At 45.8% G+C, this 16,759-nt stretch carries 17 protein-coding genes; 9 read left to right on the top strand and 8 right to left on the bottom strand.

All coding sequences use genetic code 11. The features are described from left to right. Window positions 1-4: 4 nt before the first annotated feature. Window positions 5-1,360, bottom strand: a complete 1,356-nt coding sequence (locus H8S55_RS10075; RefSeq protein WP_182420331.1) for a caspase family protein — start codon at window positions 1,358-1,360, stop codon at window positions 5-7. 189 nt (window positions 1,361-1,549) lie between these two features. Here H8S55_RS10075 and H8S55_RS10070 point away from each other — a divergent pair, with 189 nt between their 5' ends. Further along, window positions 1,550-1,843 carry a CD1845 family protein gene (locus H8S55_RS10070; RefSeq protein WP_243000074.1) on the top strand — a complete coding sequence of 98 codons (294 nt, stop codon included), beginning with the start codon at window positions 1,550-1,552 and terminating at the stop codon, window positions 1,841-1,843. 79 nt (window positions 1,844-1,922) lie between these two features. Further along, a complete protein-coding gene (locus H8S55_RS10065; RefSeq protein WP_186878856.1) occupies window positions 1,923-3,338 on the top strand; it encodes a relaxase/mobilization nuclease domain-containing protein in 1,416 nt (471 codons plus the stop codon). 169 nt (window positions 3,339-3,507) lie between these two features. Here the strand turns inward: H8S55_RS10065 and H8S55_RS10060 are convergent, their stop codons facing one another. Next, entirely contained in the window at window positions 3,508-3,873 is a 366-nt protein-coding gene (locus H8S55_RS10060) for a helix-turn-helix transcriptional regulator (protein ID WP_004064252.1), read from the bottom strand. Between the two features lie 181 nt (window positions 3,874-4,054). Here H8S55_RS10060 and H8S55_RS10055 point away from each other — a divergent pair, with 181 nt between their 5' ends. From H8S55_RS10055 to H8S55_RS10025, 7 genes are all read left to right on the top strand, one after another. Beyond that, window positions 4,055-4,726: a response regulator transcription factor gene (locus H8S55_RS10055; protein ID WP_004612692.1), complete on the top strand. Its 672-nt coding sequence runs from the start codon at window positions 4,055-4,057 to the stop codon at window positions 4,724-4,726. After that, a complete protein-coding gene (locus tag H8S55_RS10050) occupies window positions 4,710-6,128 on the top strand; it encodes a sensor histidine kinase (protein WP_117836093.1) in 1,419 nt (472 codons plus the stop codon). The genes H8S55_RS10055 and H8S55_RS10050 overlap by 17 nt, the downstream gene beginning before the upstream one ends. Before the next feature lie 128 nt (window positions 6,129-6,256). Next, window positions 6,257-7,060 carry a hypothetical protein gene (locus tag H8S55_RS10045; RefSeq protein ID WP_117836091.1) on the top strand — a complete coding sequence of 268 codons (804 nt, stop codon included), beginning with the start codon at window positions 6,257-6,259 and terminating at the stop codon, window positions 7,058-7,060. Between the two features lie 455 nt (window positions 7,061-7,515). Continuing rightward, a complete protein-coding gene (locus H8S55_RS10040; RefSeq protein ID WP_044927992.1) occupies window positions 7,516-7,938 on the top strand; it encodes an RNA polymerase sigma factor in 423 nt (140 codons plus the stop codon). Between the two features lie 441 nt (window positions 7,939-8,379). Beyond that, on the top strand, window positions 8,380-8,649 hold the full coding sequence (locus H8S55_RS10035; protein ID WP_117836089.1) for a hypothetical protein: 270 nt from the start codon (window positions 8,380-8,382) through the stop codon (window positions 8,647-8,649). A 133-nt stretch (window positions 8,650-8,782) separates the two neighbouring features. Continuing rightward, complete coding sequence (locus tag H8S55_RS10030; protein ID WP_167541534.1) at window positions 8,783-8,959, top strand: hypothetical protein; 177 nt, start codon at window positions 8,783-8,785, stop codon at window positions 8,957-8,959. Window positions 8,960-9,048: 89 nt separating this feature from the next. Further along, window positions 9,049-10,557: a recombinase family protein gene (locus H8S55_RS10025; protein ID WP_005927564.1), complete on the top strand. Its 1,509-nt coding sequence runs from the start codon at window positions 9,049-9,051 to the stop codon at window positions 10,555-10,557. Window positions 10,558-10,588: 31 nt separating this feature from the next. Here the strand turns inward: H8S55_RS10025 and H8S55_RS10020 are convergent, their stop codons facing one another. From H8S55_RS10020 to H8S55_RS09995, 6 genes are read right to left on the bottom strand one after another with little or no spacing between them, the layout of a single operon-like run. Then, window positions 10,589-11,794 carry a glycosyltransferase gene (locus H8S55_RS10020; RefSeq protein ID WP_186878855.1) on the bottom strand — a complete coding sequence of 402 codons (1,206 nt, stop codon included), beginning with the start codon at window positions 11,792-11,794 and terminating at the stop codon, window positions 10,589-10,591. Between the two features lie 29 nt (window positions 11,795-11,823). Next, window positions 11,824-12,408 (bottom strand): D-sedoheptulose-7-phosphate isomerase, encoded by a 585-nt coding sequence (locus H8S55_RS10015; RefSeq protein ID WP_186878854.1) that lies wholly within the window; start codon window positions 12,406-12,408, stop codon window positions 11,824-11,826. A gap of 12 nt (window positions 12,409-12,420) precedes the next feature. Then, window positions 12,421-13,704, bottom strand: coding sequence for an HAD-IIIA family hydrolase (locus H8S55_RS10010; protein ID WP_243200557.1), 1,284 nt, complete (start codon window positions 13,702-13,704; stop codon window positions 12,421-12,423). A 14-nt stretch (window positions 13,705-13,718) separates the two neighbouring features. Then, the gene (locus H8S55_RS10005) at window positions 13,719-14,651 is read right to left on the bottom strand and encodes an NAD-dependent epimerase/dehydratase family protein (RefSeq protein WP_186878852.1); all 933 of its coding nucleotides are present in this window, start codon (window positions 14,649-14,651) and stop codon (window positions 13,719-13,721) included. Window positions 14,652-14,666: 15 nt separating this feature from the next. Then, window positions 14,667-15,653 carry a GHMP family kinase ATP-binding protein gene (locus H8S55_RS10000; protein ID WP_186878851.1) on the bottom strand — a complete coding sequence of 329 codons (987 nt, stop codon included), beginning with the start codon at window positions 15,651-15,653 and terminating at the stop codon, window positions 14,667-14,669. Between the two features lies 1 nt (window position 15,654). Next, window positions 15,655-16,749, bottom strand: a complete 1,095-nt coding sequence (locus H8S55_RS09995) for a glycosyltransferase family 2 protein (RefSeq protein ID WP_186878850.1) — start codon at window positions 16,747-16,749, stop codon at window positions 15,655-15,657. Between the last annotated feature and the right edge of the window lie 10 nt (window positions 16,750-16,759).

Raw genomic sequence — 16,759 nt, 5'->3', positions numbered from 1 at the left:
TCTGTTATTTTTTATAATGGAATTCAATAGAATTTCCGTTAATCGGATTGAACTTTACATACTGTCCTATAAGATTGCGACATCTATCTCCTACAATAGAAATATCAACGCCTGAAACTGTGGCCAAAACAGAATACAAATCAACCGATTGAACATCTATTGTATTATCAGAAAGTGATATTTTGGCACTTCCATCTTTTACAATTATATTTCTAACAGAAATTTTATCGTTTATCTTGCCATAGAATTGATATTTATCTGGCAGGTTCGTTAAAATATATATTCCGTCATCTCTAATCTCAAGTTTTATATCAACTACAATTTCTTTTCCGGTATCGGGCATTGGTTTTTGCATATCTAATGGCAACGGAGGGATTTCTCCCAACCTTATAGGACGGCCACGATATTGCCATGTGTAGAATTCATCCTGCTTTAACCCATGACTTAACATCCCCCAAAAGGCAATTAACTTTTCATGACTTTCCGAAAGACCTCTGATGACATGGCACCGTTCAGCATCAAGTTTCAAATACTTATAAATCGCATCTAATACACTAATATCACAATATTGGGCTGCATCTATAAATACTAAATCATCTCCCGCAAAAAAACCATATTTGTCAATATACATATCTCCATATTTATCTACAAATTGTAAAACTAATTGTCCAACATCATCGGTTTCTACTTGTTCATTTAGTGTTACATAACTCATAAGACCATTCACACTGTTTGATATTTGTTTCCCATGTTTTAAGTAAAGTGATGCACGAACATTTGTAAATAACTGGTCAATTGAAATATTAGGGGTTAGGATATTTTCGCATAGTGCTTCTGTGAAATAGCTAATTTGTGCTGTACAACCAGAGTAGTCTCCAAATTGTGTAGCATAGGCAATATATGTATTTTGAGGTGCCACCATTTCTGAAAAGTCACCTGCATATTTTGGCGTAAGATTATCCCGACATGCATCTACAATTATTAGTAGTTTTACCTTTCTTGTGAAGCAAGGATATATCCTGTTTAGATTTAATGCGCTCTTATCAACCGACAATCCCATATCCAAATTGATGCCAAAGTCAACTGGGTATAAATAGTTTTCTCCCTTGCTGTGTCCTCCATGCCCAGAAAAATATATTACATTTAGCGAATCACATGGGGCAGTGATTGCAAATTCGAGAATCTTTTGTTCTACATCTTTTAACCCTAAATCTATATAAGAGGAAGTTTTGAATTGAAGCTGTTTCAATTTTTTCTCTAAAATCATTACATCAAATGCTGTACTTGGCAATTCATCTGCCGAAATCGAACGACTGTTTGCGTAATGAAACATCCCAAATAGAATAGCTCGTTTTTCCATATTTACCTCCATATTCTGAATATTGAATGATTAAATTATATTTGATTTTTGGGTGTTGGGCAACAAGAATACCAGAACTTTCAATTTTTTTGTCTGAGCCTACGGGACAGGATTTACTAATCTTTCGCAACATTTATGTCCCCGGACAGGCATGGTAAAATGAAGATAGAAAAGATAAAGGAGGTTTTGATGATGAAGATACTGCTGAAAATATTGGTTGCGCCCTTCGCTCTGGCGCTGTCCCTTCTGACGGCTCTGCTGGTATTTCTGCTTGATATTTGCGCCTTCCTGCTGACGATTGCCTCCGTGATCCTGGCAGTGCTCGGTATCGTCCTCTTTTTCACGCCGACCCCCATCGGCGGGATTGTATTTCTGTTTCTTGCCTTCCTTCTTTCGCCGTATGGACTGCAAGCGGCGGCGGGCTCCCTTCTTTGGGCGCTGGACGGAGGCAAATCCGCTCTGTACCGGTTTCTGGCAAGTTAAGCAGCCTCGGGCCATACTGGCCCGAAGTCGGGGCGGTCTGAATGGGCCGCCCCTTTCTCATGGAAAGGAGGAATGATTTTTGGCTACCACAACTTTGTTACAGCGCCATGCGGGCGAAGGCGAAACGATTGCTGAGGCTATCCGGGATTGTCTGGACTATGGCAAGGACCCGGAGAAAACAGAAAGCGGAAAGTATATCTCCGCTTATGAATGTGATCCGGCCACCGTGGCGGACGAGTTCCTTTTGGCAAAGGCCAGCTATGCCGCTATGACGGGCCGGGAACAGAAGAAAGAAAATAATGTGCTGTGCTATCAGATACGACAATCCTTCTATCCGGGCGAGATCACCCCGAAGGAGGCGAACCGTATCGGCTATGAGCTGGCTATGCGCTGGACAAAGGGGCGGCACGCTTTTATCGTTACCACGCACACCGATAAGCAGCACATCCATTGTCACATTTATTACAACTCCACCACCCTTGACTGCACCCGGAAATTCCGAAATTTTTGGGGCTCCAGCTTCGCCCTTCGGCGGCTCTCTGACAGGCTGTGCCTTGAAAACGGGCTGTCCATCGTGGAGAACCCGAAGCCCCGGAGCAAGAGCAAGTATCGGAACTATGGGGAGTGGCAGAAAGACCGGAAAGGACCGCTTTCCTATCAGGACCGACTGCGCCTTGCTATTGATACTGCGCTGGCGGAACGCCCCGCTGATCTGGACGAATTTCTCAATTTGATGAAGCGGGCCGGGTATGAGGTCAAGACGGTTCGGGGCGGCGGTATCAGCTTCCGGCTGACCGGGCAGGGACAGGAACGCTTCACCCGTCTGCGTGCCTCCACGCTGGGGGACGGCTACGACTTGCAAGATGTTCTGTCCGCCATTGAGGGCAAAGAAAAACGCCCCGGGCGCTCGGAGCGGAAAATCAGTCTGGCGGTGGATATTCAAGCAAAACTGGCTGCCGGTAAGGGACCGGGATATGAACGCTGGGCGAAGGTATTTAACATTAAGCAGATGGCCGCCGCTCTTGCCTATATACAGGACAATAACCTGACCGATTATGAGCAGTTGGCGAAGAAAGCCACCGAGGCGGCAGACCGTTTCCATGTTATTTCCGAACAGGTCAAGCAGACGGAACAGGCCATGAAAACCAATGCCGGGCTAAAGGCCACAACGGTTCAGTATGCCAAAACCCGCCCAGTCTTTGAGCAGTATAAGGCGACGAAGTACAGCCGGAAATTCCTTGCGGAGCATGAGGCCGACCTTGAACTGTACCGGGCTGCACAAGCGGAAATGCGCTCTCTGCTGGGTGGGGCGAAGCTCCCTAAAATGGATGTGCTGAAGGAGGAAGGCCGCAAGCTCACAGCAAAGAAAAAACAGCTCTATGGAGAATACCAGAAGGCACGACGGGATATGCAGGAGATCGTCACGATCAAGGCGAACATTGACACTCTGATGGGCTACACCGAGCCGGGAAGAAAGCAGGAAAAGGAGCGTTAAGGTTATGAAAATAAGGAGCAAAGCGACGCTGACACTTCGGGCCATGTTGGCCCGAAGATACGGGTTTGGGGCGAGCCCCAACAAGCCGCCTTTGTGCCACTTGTGGCCACAGAGGCATTGCTTGCCACTTAGCGGCAGCCCCTAAAATGGCGCAAAAAAACAGAGGCCCTTATTCTGGAACCTCCGTTTCTCTGGCTTTCTTAATGCCCTCGGCTGTGGCTTCTATCACGACAAGCTCTTTTTCATTCATGGAGTTTAGAAGTACATCAATGTGCTTTCTGCAAGAGCTTGACCTTGCCCCTCCATCCGCATGAATAAACTGGTCAACTGAGACGTCAAACATAGTAATGAGTTTAACAAAAAGGTCGAAGCTGGGATACTGCCCCTTGTTCTCAATATTCATAATGGTACGGGAGTCACGGTCTACTAATTCCGCAACATAGGCTTGTGTCCAGCCCTTTTCTTCTCTAGCTCTTTTGAGAGCCGCCCCGAGGCCGTGAAAGTCAAACCTTCTTTCATCTTGGTTCATTCTCATATCACCCTATATCATTCTACATTTCGCGTTAGATTATGAGAATGTAATGAAATTTGAGGTTAGGTAGTATTTTGTTTCATACTCTGAAATTTGAAAGATTTGATGGCTTCAATTATAATTTAGATAGGAACTACACACGAATCACAAAATTTTATGCTACTATACCAGTGGAGGTGGTTTTATGCAGCACATTTTAATTGTTGAGGACGATTTAGATATTCAAGATCTTTTAAGAAATTTTTTGCAAGAAGTCGGATATGAAATTACGATTGCAAGTGATGGCATGGAGGCTATTGCACTGTTTTCATCCGCTCATTTTGACTTGATATTATTGGATATAATGTTGCCTAAAATTGATGGATTTACAGTCTGCGAGCTAATCCGTAAGCAATCACAGGTTCCTATCATTATGCTAACTGCCCTAAACGGAGAGGAGGAACAAATCCGAGGCTTAGATTTACAGGTTGACGATTATATTACAAAGCCATTCTCCATGCCAATATTGGTTCGCAAAATCGGAGCTGTTCTCCGCAGAAGTTCCATGATACCGGAGCAGGAACACCAAACGATTACCTATAAAAATCTTGTTTTGGATATGGACAGTTATACCGCTGTGGTAGACGGTGTTTCTTTTGACCTTACCCAGCGAGAATTTGAGGTGTTAAGGGAGCTTCTGCTAAATCAAGGTCGTGTACTTACGCGGCAAAATCTGCTGGATAAGCTATGGAAATATGACTTTTATGGCGATGAAAGGGTTGTAGATACTCACATCAAAAATCTTCGCAAAAAGTTGGGGATTGACTTCATCCAGACAATCAGAGGGGTGGGATATAAAATTGATAAAGAAAATTAAAGGAAGTCTATTTGCAAAAATATTTGCAATCACTTTTTTGCTGACCAGTATTTGCTGTGTTCTGACATATACCGTCATTTCGTGGCTCGTTCCCAAAACATATAGCACAACACTTGACGCAAGCTTGGAAAATACGGTTTCCTCTTTTATTGCGGAGTTGCAAACCATGTCCCCGTTGGAAAGCGGAACGCTTTTTGATGAGTTTCTTTTGAACAATAACGGGGTATTGCTTCAACTATCCGACGATGACGGTAACGCAATCGAACTGCCCTCACAGGGGGTAAAAGAATTTCCTCGTTTTCTTGATGGAGGAATAGCAACTGAAAATACTGATCCGGCGGCGTATCGGGCAACACATAGCTACCTGTTCTCTTTCACAGGATCGGACACTGTTTATACATTGACAGTTGCCGGTAGCGCGCATGAGGTTGACCTGCTTAGGAATACTCTGGCAAATGTTTTTATCATTCTATTTTTTGTTATTCTTATTATTGCTACGCTTGCTTCAATGATTTACTCCCGCTATGTTACAAGGCCCGTATTACGACTGAGCGCAGTATCAAAAAATATGTCTGAACTAAACTTTAGCTGGAGGTGTGAAGAAAGTCGGACAGACGAGCTTGGTGTCCTGGCGCATAGCTTGAATGAAATGTCTAAAAAGCTATCTGCCGCTTTGGAAAATCTACAGGCAGCAAATATAAAATTGCAGGCAGACATAGAGCACGAAAAAGAATTAGAACAGGCACAACTTGATTTTTTCTCTGCTGTTTCTCACGAATTAAAAACGCCTATTACAATTATCAAGGGGCAGACAGAGGGGATGATTTTGAATGTGGGCGATTATCAGGATCGCAATAAATATCTATCGCGCTCCCTTGAAATCATCAATACAATGGAGAGCATGGTACAAGAAATACTGACGGTTTCGCGTATGAAATCATCTAAAGTAGGTCTGCGAAAAGAAAAAATGGATTTTTCTGATCTTCTGAAACGGGAATATGCTTTATTTGAGGATCTGATTGTACAAAAGGAAATTGACTGGAACGAGAATATTTCTCCCGCCCTGCAAATCGTCGTAGACAAAATGCTGATACAAAAAGCAATTAACAATATTGTTTCTAATGCCATCTTGTATTCTCCGAGAGGCAGTTCAATCTATATGGACGCATTTTCTAAAAATGGATCGGTAGTTTTCCAGATAGAAAATACTGGTGTGCATATTCCAGAAGCAGAAATTCCAAAAATATTTGATGCTTTCTATAGGATGGAGCAATCACGCAATCGAAAAACAGGGGGTAGCGGCTTAGGACTTTATATCGTCAAAACTATTTTAGAACAGCACAATATAATATACAGCTTGAAAAACACAGACAGAGGGGTATTGTTTTCAATCCGGTTTTGAAAAATGCGGGACGGTCAAATTTGATCGCCCCGTATTTTTAACTACACATAAAAAACATATTCGCCACAATGGTATCCCAAACAGTTCTGCTACTATATATTCAGAAACAGAAAGGAGTGTTTCAGAATATGAAAAAACAAAAAATCACAACTCTTTTACTCACAATGGTGCTTTGTGCATCGGCCGTTTTAAGTGGCTGTGCGGCAAGCCAGACGGAACCCAACCAGTCAACTACCAGCTCAACGCCTTTTGAGGAGGCGAAAGATAGCGGCACTTCCATTTCCTCTGACGAGGCTTCCTCGGTGCAAGCCTACGAGAATGATGAAGTCCTTTCCTCTGAGGAACAGGCCAAAGCGGAGCAAGAACGCCGGGCTGAGATTGCTGAAAAGTGTTCTATCTATGAACCGTATGGTATGACATACGACACGGAAAAGGATCGTTTCTTCTATAACGGGCAAGTCGTGCGTTACTTCAAGGATCAGATCAATTCTAATGAAACGAATGGCTTTTCCTATGATGACGGCGTGATAGACGTTGAACCCATTAGAGATGAAGATGGAACTCTGACAGGTCTAAAGCAATCCTCGGACGCTGACTTTAATGCTCGCACCAAAGAGCAGGAGGCATTGAAAGCCGAATTGGAAAAGGCGGGAATTACGGCCGGAAGTGGTAGCTTTGAACAAGGCGATCCGAATTATCGTGATGACAGTCTGGACGCATACACCGAATTTGGCGTTTCTTATGACAAGACTTCTAATCATTGGATGTACGGCGAGAAGCCTATCTATATCCTTTACGACAAGGAGCATTACACTTTTTGCGACAAAGGTGTGAGTGATGGCATTAGCTTGAATGTTGTTCGTGACAAGGCCGGCAACATTGAAAAGCTGGTTTCTGTGGATAAGGGAGAATTAGAACAGTTTGTGAAATAACTTGTGAATTGCCGGACGACGGCAAAAGAAAAAAAGCCGTCGTAAAGCAGACACATTTTCACGCGCCTATGAAGCGGCGGCTTTGATTTTCAGAGCCGCCGTTTCTTTTCGTCTATCCTAAACCAACGACGACCTAACACCGTGTAAATCCACGGCGGCATATAGGAGGATTGCCGCCGTGTCTATTTTTGCCTTTTTTCACAGTACCCATGATCTGCACCAGCTAAAAAAAGCGTAGCTCCCCCTCCGGGTTATTCCGGCTATGTATGCGAAATTTGTTGGAACCTTAACTATCATGTCATTTCATGCGTCCGTGTGGCTTCATGCCGCCCGGGCGCTTTTGTGTTCTTATGGGGCTGCTTCGGGTCATGTTGGCCCGAAGTCATTCCCCGGTGCCGCTCCCCGCCGCCTTCGTTTCGGTCACTCGTCAACCAACAACCGAAACGGAGGTCAATATGGCTATTATCAATTTGCGGGACTATTACCCATTCTATACATCGGATTGCTTCATGGAAGTATCGGAAGAAGTTGCAGAAATGTTCAAAGAGTTTGATCGTAAAGAGGCTGCTTATCGGCTGCGTACATACCGCCACAAAGCCTACTATTCCCTTGATCGGGATGACGGGCTGGAGCATGAGGCTGTCTTTGTCGCCTTATCTCCCCATGAACTGTATGAGCGGAAAGTGACCATGCAGGAGCTTCATGCGGCGATTGCCAGTCTGCCGAACAAACAGGCAAAACGGATTTACGCTCATTTCATTCTCGGCATGACCAAACAGGATATTGCCCGGGCAGAGGGCGTCCATGAAAAAGTGGTTCGTGTCGCAATCGAGCGAGGTCTGCGGCACTTAGAAAAAATTTTGAAAAATTCTTTGTAAGGCGTACCGATTTAGGCCGGAAAATGAAATGGCTTATGAGAGGCAAAACACTTCGGGTCACAATGGTCCGAGGTTCAGATAAGCCTCATGCAGATTGAAAATTGAATAAAAAGACACCCGGATACGAAGGGAAACGCGCTGTGTGACAGACCCGCCATGACCTCGGATTTCAGAGAATACAGTCTTTGTAAAACTGAGCGAGCGAACAGGTCCATGCCATAGGTGGGGCAAGGCTGGCTCCACCGGAACAGGCGCAGAACCCGGATACTTGCGTTTAGTCACAGTCCGAGCGTTGAAGCGGCCTTGCAAGCCGTGAGCCGTCGCAGGCAATGAGAACGCCTTGCCATCAGAATGGGGAGAGTTGAAATACTATGGGGCATGAAGCCTATGTCCGTCCGATGTGTCTGAAATGAAGTGAAAACCTATGGGGAGCCCCCGGCAATGCTGTCTGATGATAGGCCAACCGATCCGGCGTGGCTCCCCATCTTTTCAAAAGAGGAGCACTTTATGGGAAATGCGTTTGGAATGATCCCCGGCTTGAAAACGGACGAATGGAGCAATGACGCCTGCCGCGGTTATGTCATTATGGCAATGGAGGACTGCGGATTTTCAAAGAAGGATATACGGCGTGTTGTGGGGCAGCTTTATGAAGTATTTGACCTCAACAGCGTGGAGGACGCCAAAGAAAAGTACCATTCCAGTCCTTACTGAGCTCGGGCCATATCGACCCGAAGTGGAGAAAGCTCAAAGGGCGGCACCTGCTGGGTGTCGCCTTTTGACATTTCCCCACAGGACAAGCGGGAAAGGCAGGCATATACACGCACTTTCGCAAAGGAGGTTTTCAATGACGCAAGCTGTCACTTATGAACGAGAAACAAAGTCTGTCGCATTTCAAGGGAAGATCATTGTGCTGGAAAGCCTCACGCCGGTACTTCCCCCGAAGGAGAAAGAACAGCGCAAAAAAGAAATTGAGCGCTGTCTTTTTGAGGTGTTCAGCAAATATGGGGACAGATTTCCCTAATCATTCGCAACATTGTTGTCCGGGGCTGCTGATGGTATAATATAGTTGTAAGGTTGGTAGCTCCATTCCAACAAGGAAAGGAGCCCAATATGGAATTTATCAGAGAAGATTGTATTTACGCAAGACAGTCAGTAGACCGCAAGGACAGTATCAGCATTGAAAGTCAGATCGACTTTTGCAAGTATGAATTGAAAGGTGGGAGCTGCCGGGTATTCAAGGACAAAGGCTATTCCGGTAAAAATACGGACAGGCCGGAGTTTCAAAAGCTGCTGGGCGAGATCCGCAAGGGAAAGGTCAGGCGGGTCATCGTGTATAAACTGGACCGTATAAGCCGCTCTATTCTGGACTTTGCAACGATGATGGAGCTGTTTCAAGAGTATGATGTGGAGTTTGTATCATCCACAGAAAAGTTTGATACTTCGACCCCGATGGGCCGGGCCATGCTGAATATCTGCATTGTATTCGCCCAGCTTGAACGTGAGACAATTCAGAAGCGTGTCACAGACGCCTACTATTCACGGTGCCTGAAAGGCTTTCACATGAGCGGACAGGCACCATACGGTTATCAGTTAGAGCCTACTGTGGTAGAGGGTATCCGCACAAAGAAAATGGTTGCCGACCCCGTAGCCGCCGACCATGTTCGGCTGATGTTTGAAATGTACGCTGAACCGGAAACCTCCTTCGGAGATATTACCCGATACTTCGAGGAACATGACATAAAAATTTATGGCAAATCCATGTTCCGTACATTTCTTTCCCAGCTTTTAAGAAACCCCGTTTACGCACAGGCCGATTTGGAGCTGTACGAATTTTTCAAGAGCCAGGGCGCAGCGATTGTCAATGACGCTTCCGACTTTGCCGGAACAAACGGCTGCTATCTCTATCAGGGGCGGGATGTGAAGGAGGACAAGGACAGGTGCTTAAAAGACCAGATACTTGTTATCGCTCCCCATGAAGCACTCATTTCCTCTGACACATGGCTGAAATGCCGGAAAAAACTTATGGCAAATACCACCTTCCAGCAGGGACGGAAACCGAAGAACACTTGGCTGGCTGGAAAAATCAAATGCGGGCATTGTGGGTATGCTCTGAAAGCCACCCATGTACCAAATAGCACCGGATATTTCCGCTGTACCAAACGGACGGAAAACAAAGGCTGTCCGGGCTGTGGGAAAATCCGCAAAGAAGAATTTGAGCAATTCATTTTCTCGGCCATGCAGGAAAAGTTCAAAGACTTTCAGATACTCCACGGCAGAGAGGAAAAAGTCAATCCGAAACTGACCGCCTATCAAGTGGAGCTGGCACAGGTGGAGGCAGAAATTGAAAAGCTGCTGGATACGCTAACCGGAGCCAATGCGACCTTGCTTGCCTACGCTAACAAAAAAATTGAAGAACTGGACACCCGACGCCAGACCATTTCAAAGGCAATCGCTGAATTGAGCGTTGAAACCATATCTCCCCAGCAGATAAAGAAGTTATCCTATTATCTCGACAACTGGGACAGCATAGATTTTGACGACAAAAGAAAAGCCGCCGATGGTTTGATCTCTACAATCAAGGCCACCAGCGACCGTGTTCAGATAGAGTGGAAAATCTGATATTTCCGCTCTATCGCCCCTCATTTCTATTTTATCTCGTTTGTACCCCTTGTACACCGATGTTTGGATGAGTGTTTAAATAATTGACCTGTTTCTCAAATCGTGTAGGAGCTGCAATATCGTCATCATCAATTCTTGCAATGTATGTTCCCCTTGCTAACCGCAGGCCTCGATTCAAACTTGCGGCAATTCCAAGTCTTTCCTCGTTAAAATAAACCGATATACGCGGATCATGATAGCTTTCAACAAACTCTTTGATTTTTTCAACGTCGAATGGTTCCGCGACAATAATTACTTCATAATTCGAGTATGATTCGTATCCGTTTTGTTCTTGATTTATAAGACTATCAATACATTGCTTAAAGTACCCAGTGTCCGGCTTATATGTTGGAATTATTACGGAAATCTCTGGGCTAATTGTCCTGTCTAATGTGCTCCCCCCCATATCTATCCATTCACGATAGCATTCCTCCCAAAACGGGAATTTACAATTCAGGTACCAATTATTCCAGAATTTATTTGTTCCCCAACTATGTACAGTAATCGCGTCCTCACAATTTCGGCCAATAAATGGATAGCAACCATATTTTCCATTGTTCCCGAATGGTTTGACGTTTAACTTGAATTCCTGTGTTAATGCATTCAATACACCTTGGTCGGGGAGATTTAAATTATCTGCCCACTCCAATGTTTTTTGATAGCACCACTCTGTAAAATCGCATGATTGTTCCAAGCAGTCGCGAACAATTATCATACCCGTGCAGTACAAGTACGTGTTCATATTATATTTGGATATTGCATGAAAGAAATTGGTCCTCATGTAATCAACTTTTTTTGCTGATTTATTATGCGGGTCTTCACATAATATAGAAAATCCATACCCAGCTGTTTCGTCTAAAAGTTCTTTTAGGCTGCCTTGTATCACCATGTCCGTATCCATCCACATGATCAGGCTGTAATCATTTAGCAGTCGAAACATTTCATATCGAGCAAACATAATTAGCGAAAATCTTTTAAATCTATCACGCTTTAGTAACTCGTTAGAAATGGGAGATTCATATTTTATAAAGCGACAGGGCATTAACTTTTGCATTAGTGCCTTGTCATTGTCATTTAAACCCGTATCAAAAACTATCACTTCATCAAATACATCTCTATTTGTCTTTTCAATTTGAAGCAGCATTTGTCCAATTAGCGCTGGCCTTGTATCTGCTAACATTAGCGCTGTCTTTTTCACAGTCTCACCCCCAAATGGTATATGTATTTTTACTTCAAATGCTCTTTCCCGCACAAATACTTATAAAACATACTCATCATCAGATGATCGAACACCATGTGTATATCTTCCGTCACCTGCATACTATTCACCGGCACATGGAGGGAAATATCGGCAAGCTTTTTCAGTTTTCCACCGGAGTAGCCCGTTAATCCAATGATCTTGTTCCCTTGCTCTTTCGCATACTCCACCGCGTTAATGACGTTTTTCGAATTGCCGCTGCCGGAAATCGCTACTAAAATGTCGTTTGGCTCCAGGTTCCCCCGCAGTTGGAAGCGGAACACCTCTTCATAACCAATGTCATTCGCAATGGCCATAATCGTGGCCATATTATCGTTCAGGCAGTCAAAGCGGAACGGAATATCGATGTATTCAGAAACGCCCTTGTTAAAGTCGTTCTGGAAATGGGATGCCGTTGCTGCACTGCCGCCGTTGCCGCAGATATAGATTCTGCCTTTCTTCAAACGGGTCTCATCCAGCAGATTCAATGCTTCGTTGATCGTGTCTATGTCCAACTTAGACAGAATTTCTTGTTCCAGTGCAATGTAGCTTTTAATGTCGGCAATATAATTCATGTCGTCCCCCAATTATGTCAAAATTTTGTTCACGGCCTCCAGCAAGTCCTGGCAGACCAAATCTGGAGTCACATTGTACTTTTTATCGTTCCCGGCATCGCCGGTCAGCACTAATGCCGTCTTTGTCCCGGCATTCTTGCCAGTCTGAATATCTACCGTTGTATCGCCAATCATCCAGGATTCTTCCAGCGCGATGTTGTACGCTGCGGCACAGTCCTCCAGCATTCCAATATCCGGCTTTCGGCAATGACACGGAATTTTATAGGCCGGATTTTCCTCGGGATACCCCCTGTCCGGGTGATGGGGGCAGAAGCGAATCTCATCCAAATAGACACCTTTCTGCCCTAGCAGCGTTTCCATTTTCTGATGGATTCGTTCCACATCCGCTACCTCACAAAGGCCTCTCGCCACCACAGGCTGATTGGTCACCACGATTGCCAGGTAACCGGAGGCATTGATCTTCCGAATTGCTTCTACTGCACAGTCTTCCAGCTCAAACTGGTCCTCCTGATAGACCAACCCGTTTTTCTTGTTGATCGTACCGTCTCGATCCAGAAAAATCGCTTTTTGCTTCTGGTTCAGACAGCGGCCACGGATAAATCCGCTGGTCAGTTCACCTTCCGCTTTTTGAATGCGCTCCACAGTTCCGACGTCTTTGATATATTCTGGAGAATGATAACCATAAATTGGTTGCCCTTCTGAAATTAAGCTGCTGAGCAACTCTTTTTCCAGGTCTACCTTTGTATTGTCAGGAACTTTCTCACAAATGGACCGGTTCATGAGATAAAAACCCGCATTGACGCAGTTGTGATACCAGTAATTCCGCACATTGTGCTTGGAGTCAAATTTCAGCACTTTCCCATTCTCGTCGCAAACCACAAGGTCTGAGTCAAACGGATGGACATTCGGATGGACAAACAGCGTAGCAAGCGCCTTTCGCTCCCTGTGGAAGCGTTCCATGCGGATCAGGTCAATATCAAACAAGACATCGCCAAAGACCAGGAAAAAGCTGTTCCCGGTCAGAAGCTGCGGCACCATGGAAAGTGCGCCCGCCGTTCCCAGTGGGGTTGTTTCTTCGATATACTGAATCGCTACGCCAAAACGGGCCCCGTTCTCGAAATATTCACGGATTTTATGACCTAAATGTCCGGTAATCATCACAATATCCGTAATCCCCTGACGGCGCAGACATTCTATCTGCCACTCCAAAATGGGCTTTCCGGCCACGGGTGCCATGGGCTTTGGAATCTCATCATTTGTAATTGCACGCAGACGGGTCCCTTTCCCGCCTGCCATAATGACCGCCTGCATCACAGCACCATTTCTACGGTCTTGGCAACCGCTTCATCGCTGGTCATGTGCGCCGTCCAACCGGTGGCATGGATTTTCTCCAGATTGTAAGCAAACACAGGCACATCGCCCTTCCAGCCGCCACGGCCGCCGGTATACTCAAAGGGAATCCCGGACAGGCCCATTTTTTCGCAGACGATCTCCGCAATCCGCGTCACTGAGGTCTGCGTCTCAACGCCGACGTTATATAGCGTTACACCCTTGGGAGCATCCTTGAAGTGCATAATCGCATCAACCAAATCCAACACATAGATATAAGGCTTGCTCTGTCGGCCATCGCCCAGAATTTTCAGATGAGAGGGGTCATCTTTCAGTCGCTTGACAAAGTCATAAATCACGCCATGGGTCAACCGAGGACCGATTACATTGGGGAAGCGAAATACCAGTACACTCATGTCGTTCATATAGGCAAAGGAGGAAATAATCCCCTCAGACCCCAGTTTGGCACCGCCGTAGTAGGAAATGGGCTTCAAAGCGACGGCCTCCTCACTGACTTCGGCCCCCATCTGCTCCCCATACACAGCAGAAGTGGAAGCAAAGAACAGCTTCTTCACACCGCACTGGCGCATGCACTCCAGCAGAATGAACGTGGTGGAATAAGTGTTTTTGTACTCGATCATGGGGCTCTGGGCACTGGCCTGAATATCAGAATTCGCTGCCAGATGGAACACATACTCTACATGTTCCTTTTTGAAAATCTCCAGTACCTTGTCCAGGTCCGTCAGGTCCTGCTCATAGAACTTAAAATGTGCGTTATCCTTCAAATGGGCAATATTTTCTTTGGTGCCAATAAAGAAGTTATCCACGCAGACCACATCGTTGCCTTCTGCCAGCAGGGCATCGATCAGATGGCTGCCAATAAAACCGGCTCCGCCTGCCACTAAAACCTTCATAATCGTCTTCCTTTCTTAATCCCAATATTTATCGCCAATATAAACAACAGAAGTTCCGTCCTTTTCAAACTTGAAGGGGAAGGGGCGCATCTTCAGAGCCACCCGCAGCTGCTCCTGTTTCTCCGGCTCACAGTAGAACAGCAGGAAACCGCCGCCGCCTGCACCCAGCAGTTTGCCGCCAAGGGCTCCGTTAGACATAGCTGTCTCATACGCCTCGTCGATGACAGGGTTCGAAATTCCAGATGCCAGCGTTCGTTTCAGCTTCCAGCCCTCATTCAGCAAATCTCCGAACGAAGAAAGGTCATCATGCTCCAACGCCTGCTTCATATCTTCTGCCAAGCCACACATCTGTTGAAGGTTCTTCGCCTTCTCCTCTGAACTCATATTCTTTTTCTGCTCTGCCAAAATCGAATTGGCCGAGCGGACATCGCCGGTATAGAACATCACCAGATTTTTCTGCAGCTTTCGGTACGTTTCCGGCTGCATTACAATGGGCGCAACCGATGTCGTGCCGTCTTTGTGGAACTGAATAAAGTTCAGCCCACCGAAGGCCGCCGCGTACTGGTCCTGCTTGCCAATGGGACTGCCCAGCTTCTGAATCTCCACTTCACAGGCCTTCTCCGCCAAGGCACTCTTAGACATATACTTTCCGCGATAGCAATTCACTGTATTCAACAAGCCGACCGTAAACGTGCTGGAAGACCCGAGCCCAGTTCCTCCGGGAATATCAGCGGTAGAGGTGATCTCAACGCCATGAAGATTCGCTTCATTCAGCACACAGTTAAAAATGCGGTGTTTGATTTCGGACAAGCTCTCCACCAACTCGTTCTCAGAGTACTTCAGCATGGTATATCGCTCGTTAAAATAAGGATGGATAGAGATGTAACAATAGCGGTTGATGGAGGTGCTTAACACACACCCGCCGTACTGTTCATAAAAATCTGCTAAGTCACTTCCGCCACCAGCAAAGCTAATGCGAAACGGTGTCTTCGTAATGATCATGTTATCTTTCTCCTCTGTGTCTGTTCTTCTGTCGTCTGTCTAGCAGAGATTTCAGCTTCCAGTATTTTCTTCTTATCCCCCTGTAATTTCTGCAAAAGCTCAGTGCTTTTCGCAACAAAACTTGACTTCGCTTTTGCCCTACAAACACGGACTCCAAGGTAGGGATTTCCTCTCTGGGCAACTCAAACGGAGCATTATAGCGCAATACGGCCCATTCGGAGGCCAAGGCTTTCAACAACGCTTTTTCGTCGTAATATCCGGCTTCCCGATTCCGTTCATAAATTTGGGCTAATATCCTGCGGAGGTCCCGCCAGGCACTTTCCCGTTCTTCAATTGGAAGCCCGTATTGTGTATCAAAGAAAGGATTGATCCATCCACGAAAATACATGGTCTGCGCCGGTGTCAATTCAATATTTAGGTTTCGTTTTAGGGTTGCAGCTACAATTTCACTCTGCTGTACAATCAGCTGCTCCTTCTTTGCTGTTGTGATGCTCCTGCCATCCTCTCGGTAGTATCCCAACACCTCGGGAAGGTTGCTGATTTCTCCATGGTCCAGCACCCTGGTCCACAGTTCAAAATCCTCCGCAGCAAAGGAATCGTCATAAAATAGGCTGTTTCCTAAAAACACATCTCTCCGCAGCATAAGTGTGGAGTGACATAGATCACAGCGAAATAGCAAATTTGCCCGGCATTGTTCGGAAGTCTCCGGTGGTGCGTGAAGATATGTGCTAAGGCCAAAGTATTGCTGCCATCCTCCGCAGACTGCCACCTCCGGGTGACTGTCCATATATGCCACCTGTTTTTCTAACCGCGATGGGACCATCAAATCGTCTGCATCGATTCGGGCAATGTACTCTCCTGCAGCCTGACACATCCCGCAATTCAATGCTTCAGCCAGACCTTTTTGCGGGCCACTCAATAATCTGACCCGTGAGTCAGGAAAGCTCTGGATTATTTTCAGCGTATCGTCCGTTGAATGATCGTCTACGATCAACACTTCAAAATCCTGAAAGCTCTGAGAAAATATGCTCTTCATGGTTTCGTGAAGATATTTTTCAGACTGATATGTCGGCAACAGTACAGTTACTCTTGGCATTGCGGTCTCC

Source organism: Flintibacter faecis (assembly GCF_014287875.1).
Classification (GTDB): domain Bacteria; phylum Bacillota; class Clostridia; order Oscillospirales; family Oscillospiraceae; genus Lawsonibacter; species Lawsonibacter faecis_A.
The sequence above is the reverse complement of the archived record's forward strand: the minus strand, read 5'-3'. Positions and strand labels throughout refer to the sequence as shown.

Coding starts and splice junctions, on each gene's coding strand:
- H8S55_RS10075 (WP_182420331.1), bottom strand. CDS start 1,360: ATGGAAAAACGAGCTATTCTATTTGGGATGTTTCATTACGCAAACAGT.
- H8S55_RS10070 (WP_243000074.1), top strand. CDS start 1,550: ATGATGAAGATACTGCTGAAAATATTGGTTGCGCCCTTCGCTCTGGCG.
- H8S55_RS10060 (WP_004064252.1), bottom strand. CDS start 3,873: ATGAGAATGAACCAAGATGAAAGAAGGTTTGACTTTCACGGCCTCGGG.
- H8S55_RS10055 (WP_004612692.1), top strand. CDS start 4,055: ATGCAGCACATTTTAATTGTTGAGGACGATTTAGATATTCAAGATCTT.
- H8S55_RS10045 (WP_117836091.1), top strand. CDS start 6,257: ATGAAAAAACAAAAAATCACAACTCTTTTACTCACAATGGTGCTTTGT.
- H8S55_RS10040 (WP_044927992.1), top strand. CDS start 7,516: ATGGCTATTATCAATTTGCGGGACTATTACCCATTCTATACATCGGAT.
- H8S55_RS10035 (WP_117836089.1), top strand. CDS start 8,380: ATGCTGTCTGATGATAGGCCAACCGATCCGGCGTGGCTCCCCATCTTT.
- H8S55_RS10030 (WP_167541534.1), top strand. CDS start 8,783: ATGACGCAAGCTGTCACTTATGAACGAGAAACAAAGTCTGTCGCATTT.
- H8S55_RS10025 (WP_005927564.1), top strand. CDS start 9,049: ATGGAATTTATCAGAGAAGATTGTATTTACGCAAGACAGTCAGTAGAC.
- H8S55_RS10015 (WP_186878854.1), bottom strand. CDS start 12,408: ATGAATTATATTGCCGACATTAAAAGCTACATTGCACTGGAACAAGAA.
- H8S55_RS10010 (WP_243200557.1), bottom strand. CDS start 13,704: ATGGCAGGCGGGAAAGGGACCCGTCTGCGTGCAATTACAAATGATGAG.
- H8S55_RS10005 (WP_186878852.1), bottom strand. CDS start 14,651: ATGAAGGTTTTAGTGGCAGGCGGAGCCGGTTTTATTGGCAGCCATCTG.
- H8S55_RS10000 (WP_186878851.1), bottom strand. CDS start 15,653: ATGATCATTACGAAGACACCGTTTCGCATTAGCTTTGCTGGTGGCGGA.
- H8S55_RS09995 (WP_186878850.1), bottom strand. CDS start 16,749: ATGCCAAGAGTAACTGTACTGTTGCCGACATATCAGTCTGAAAAATAT.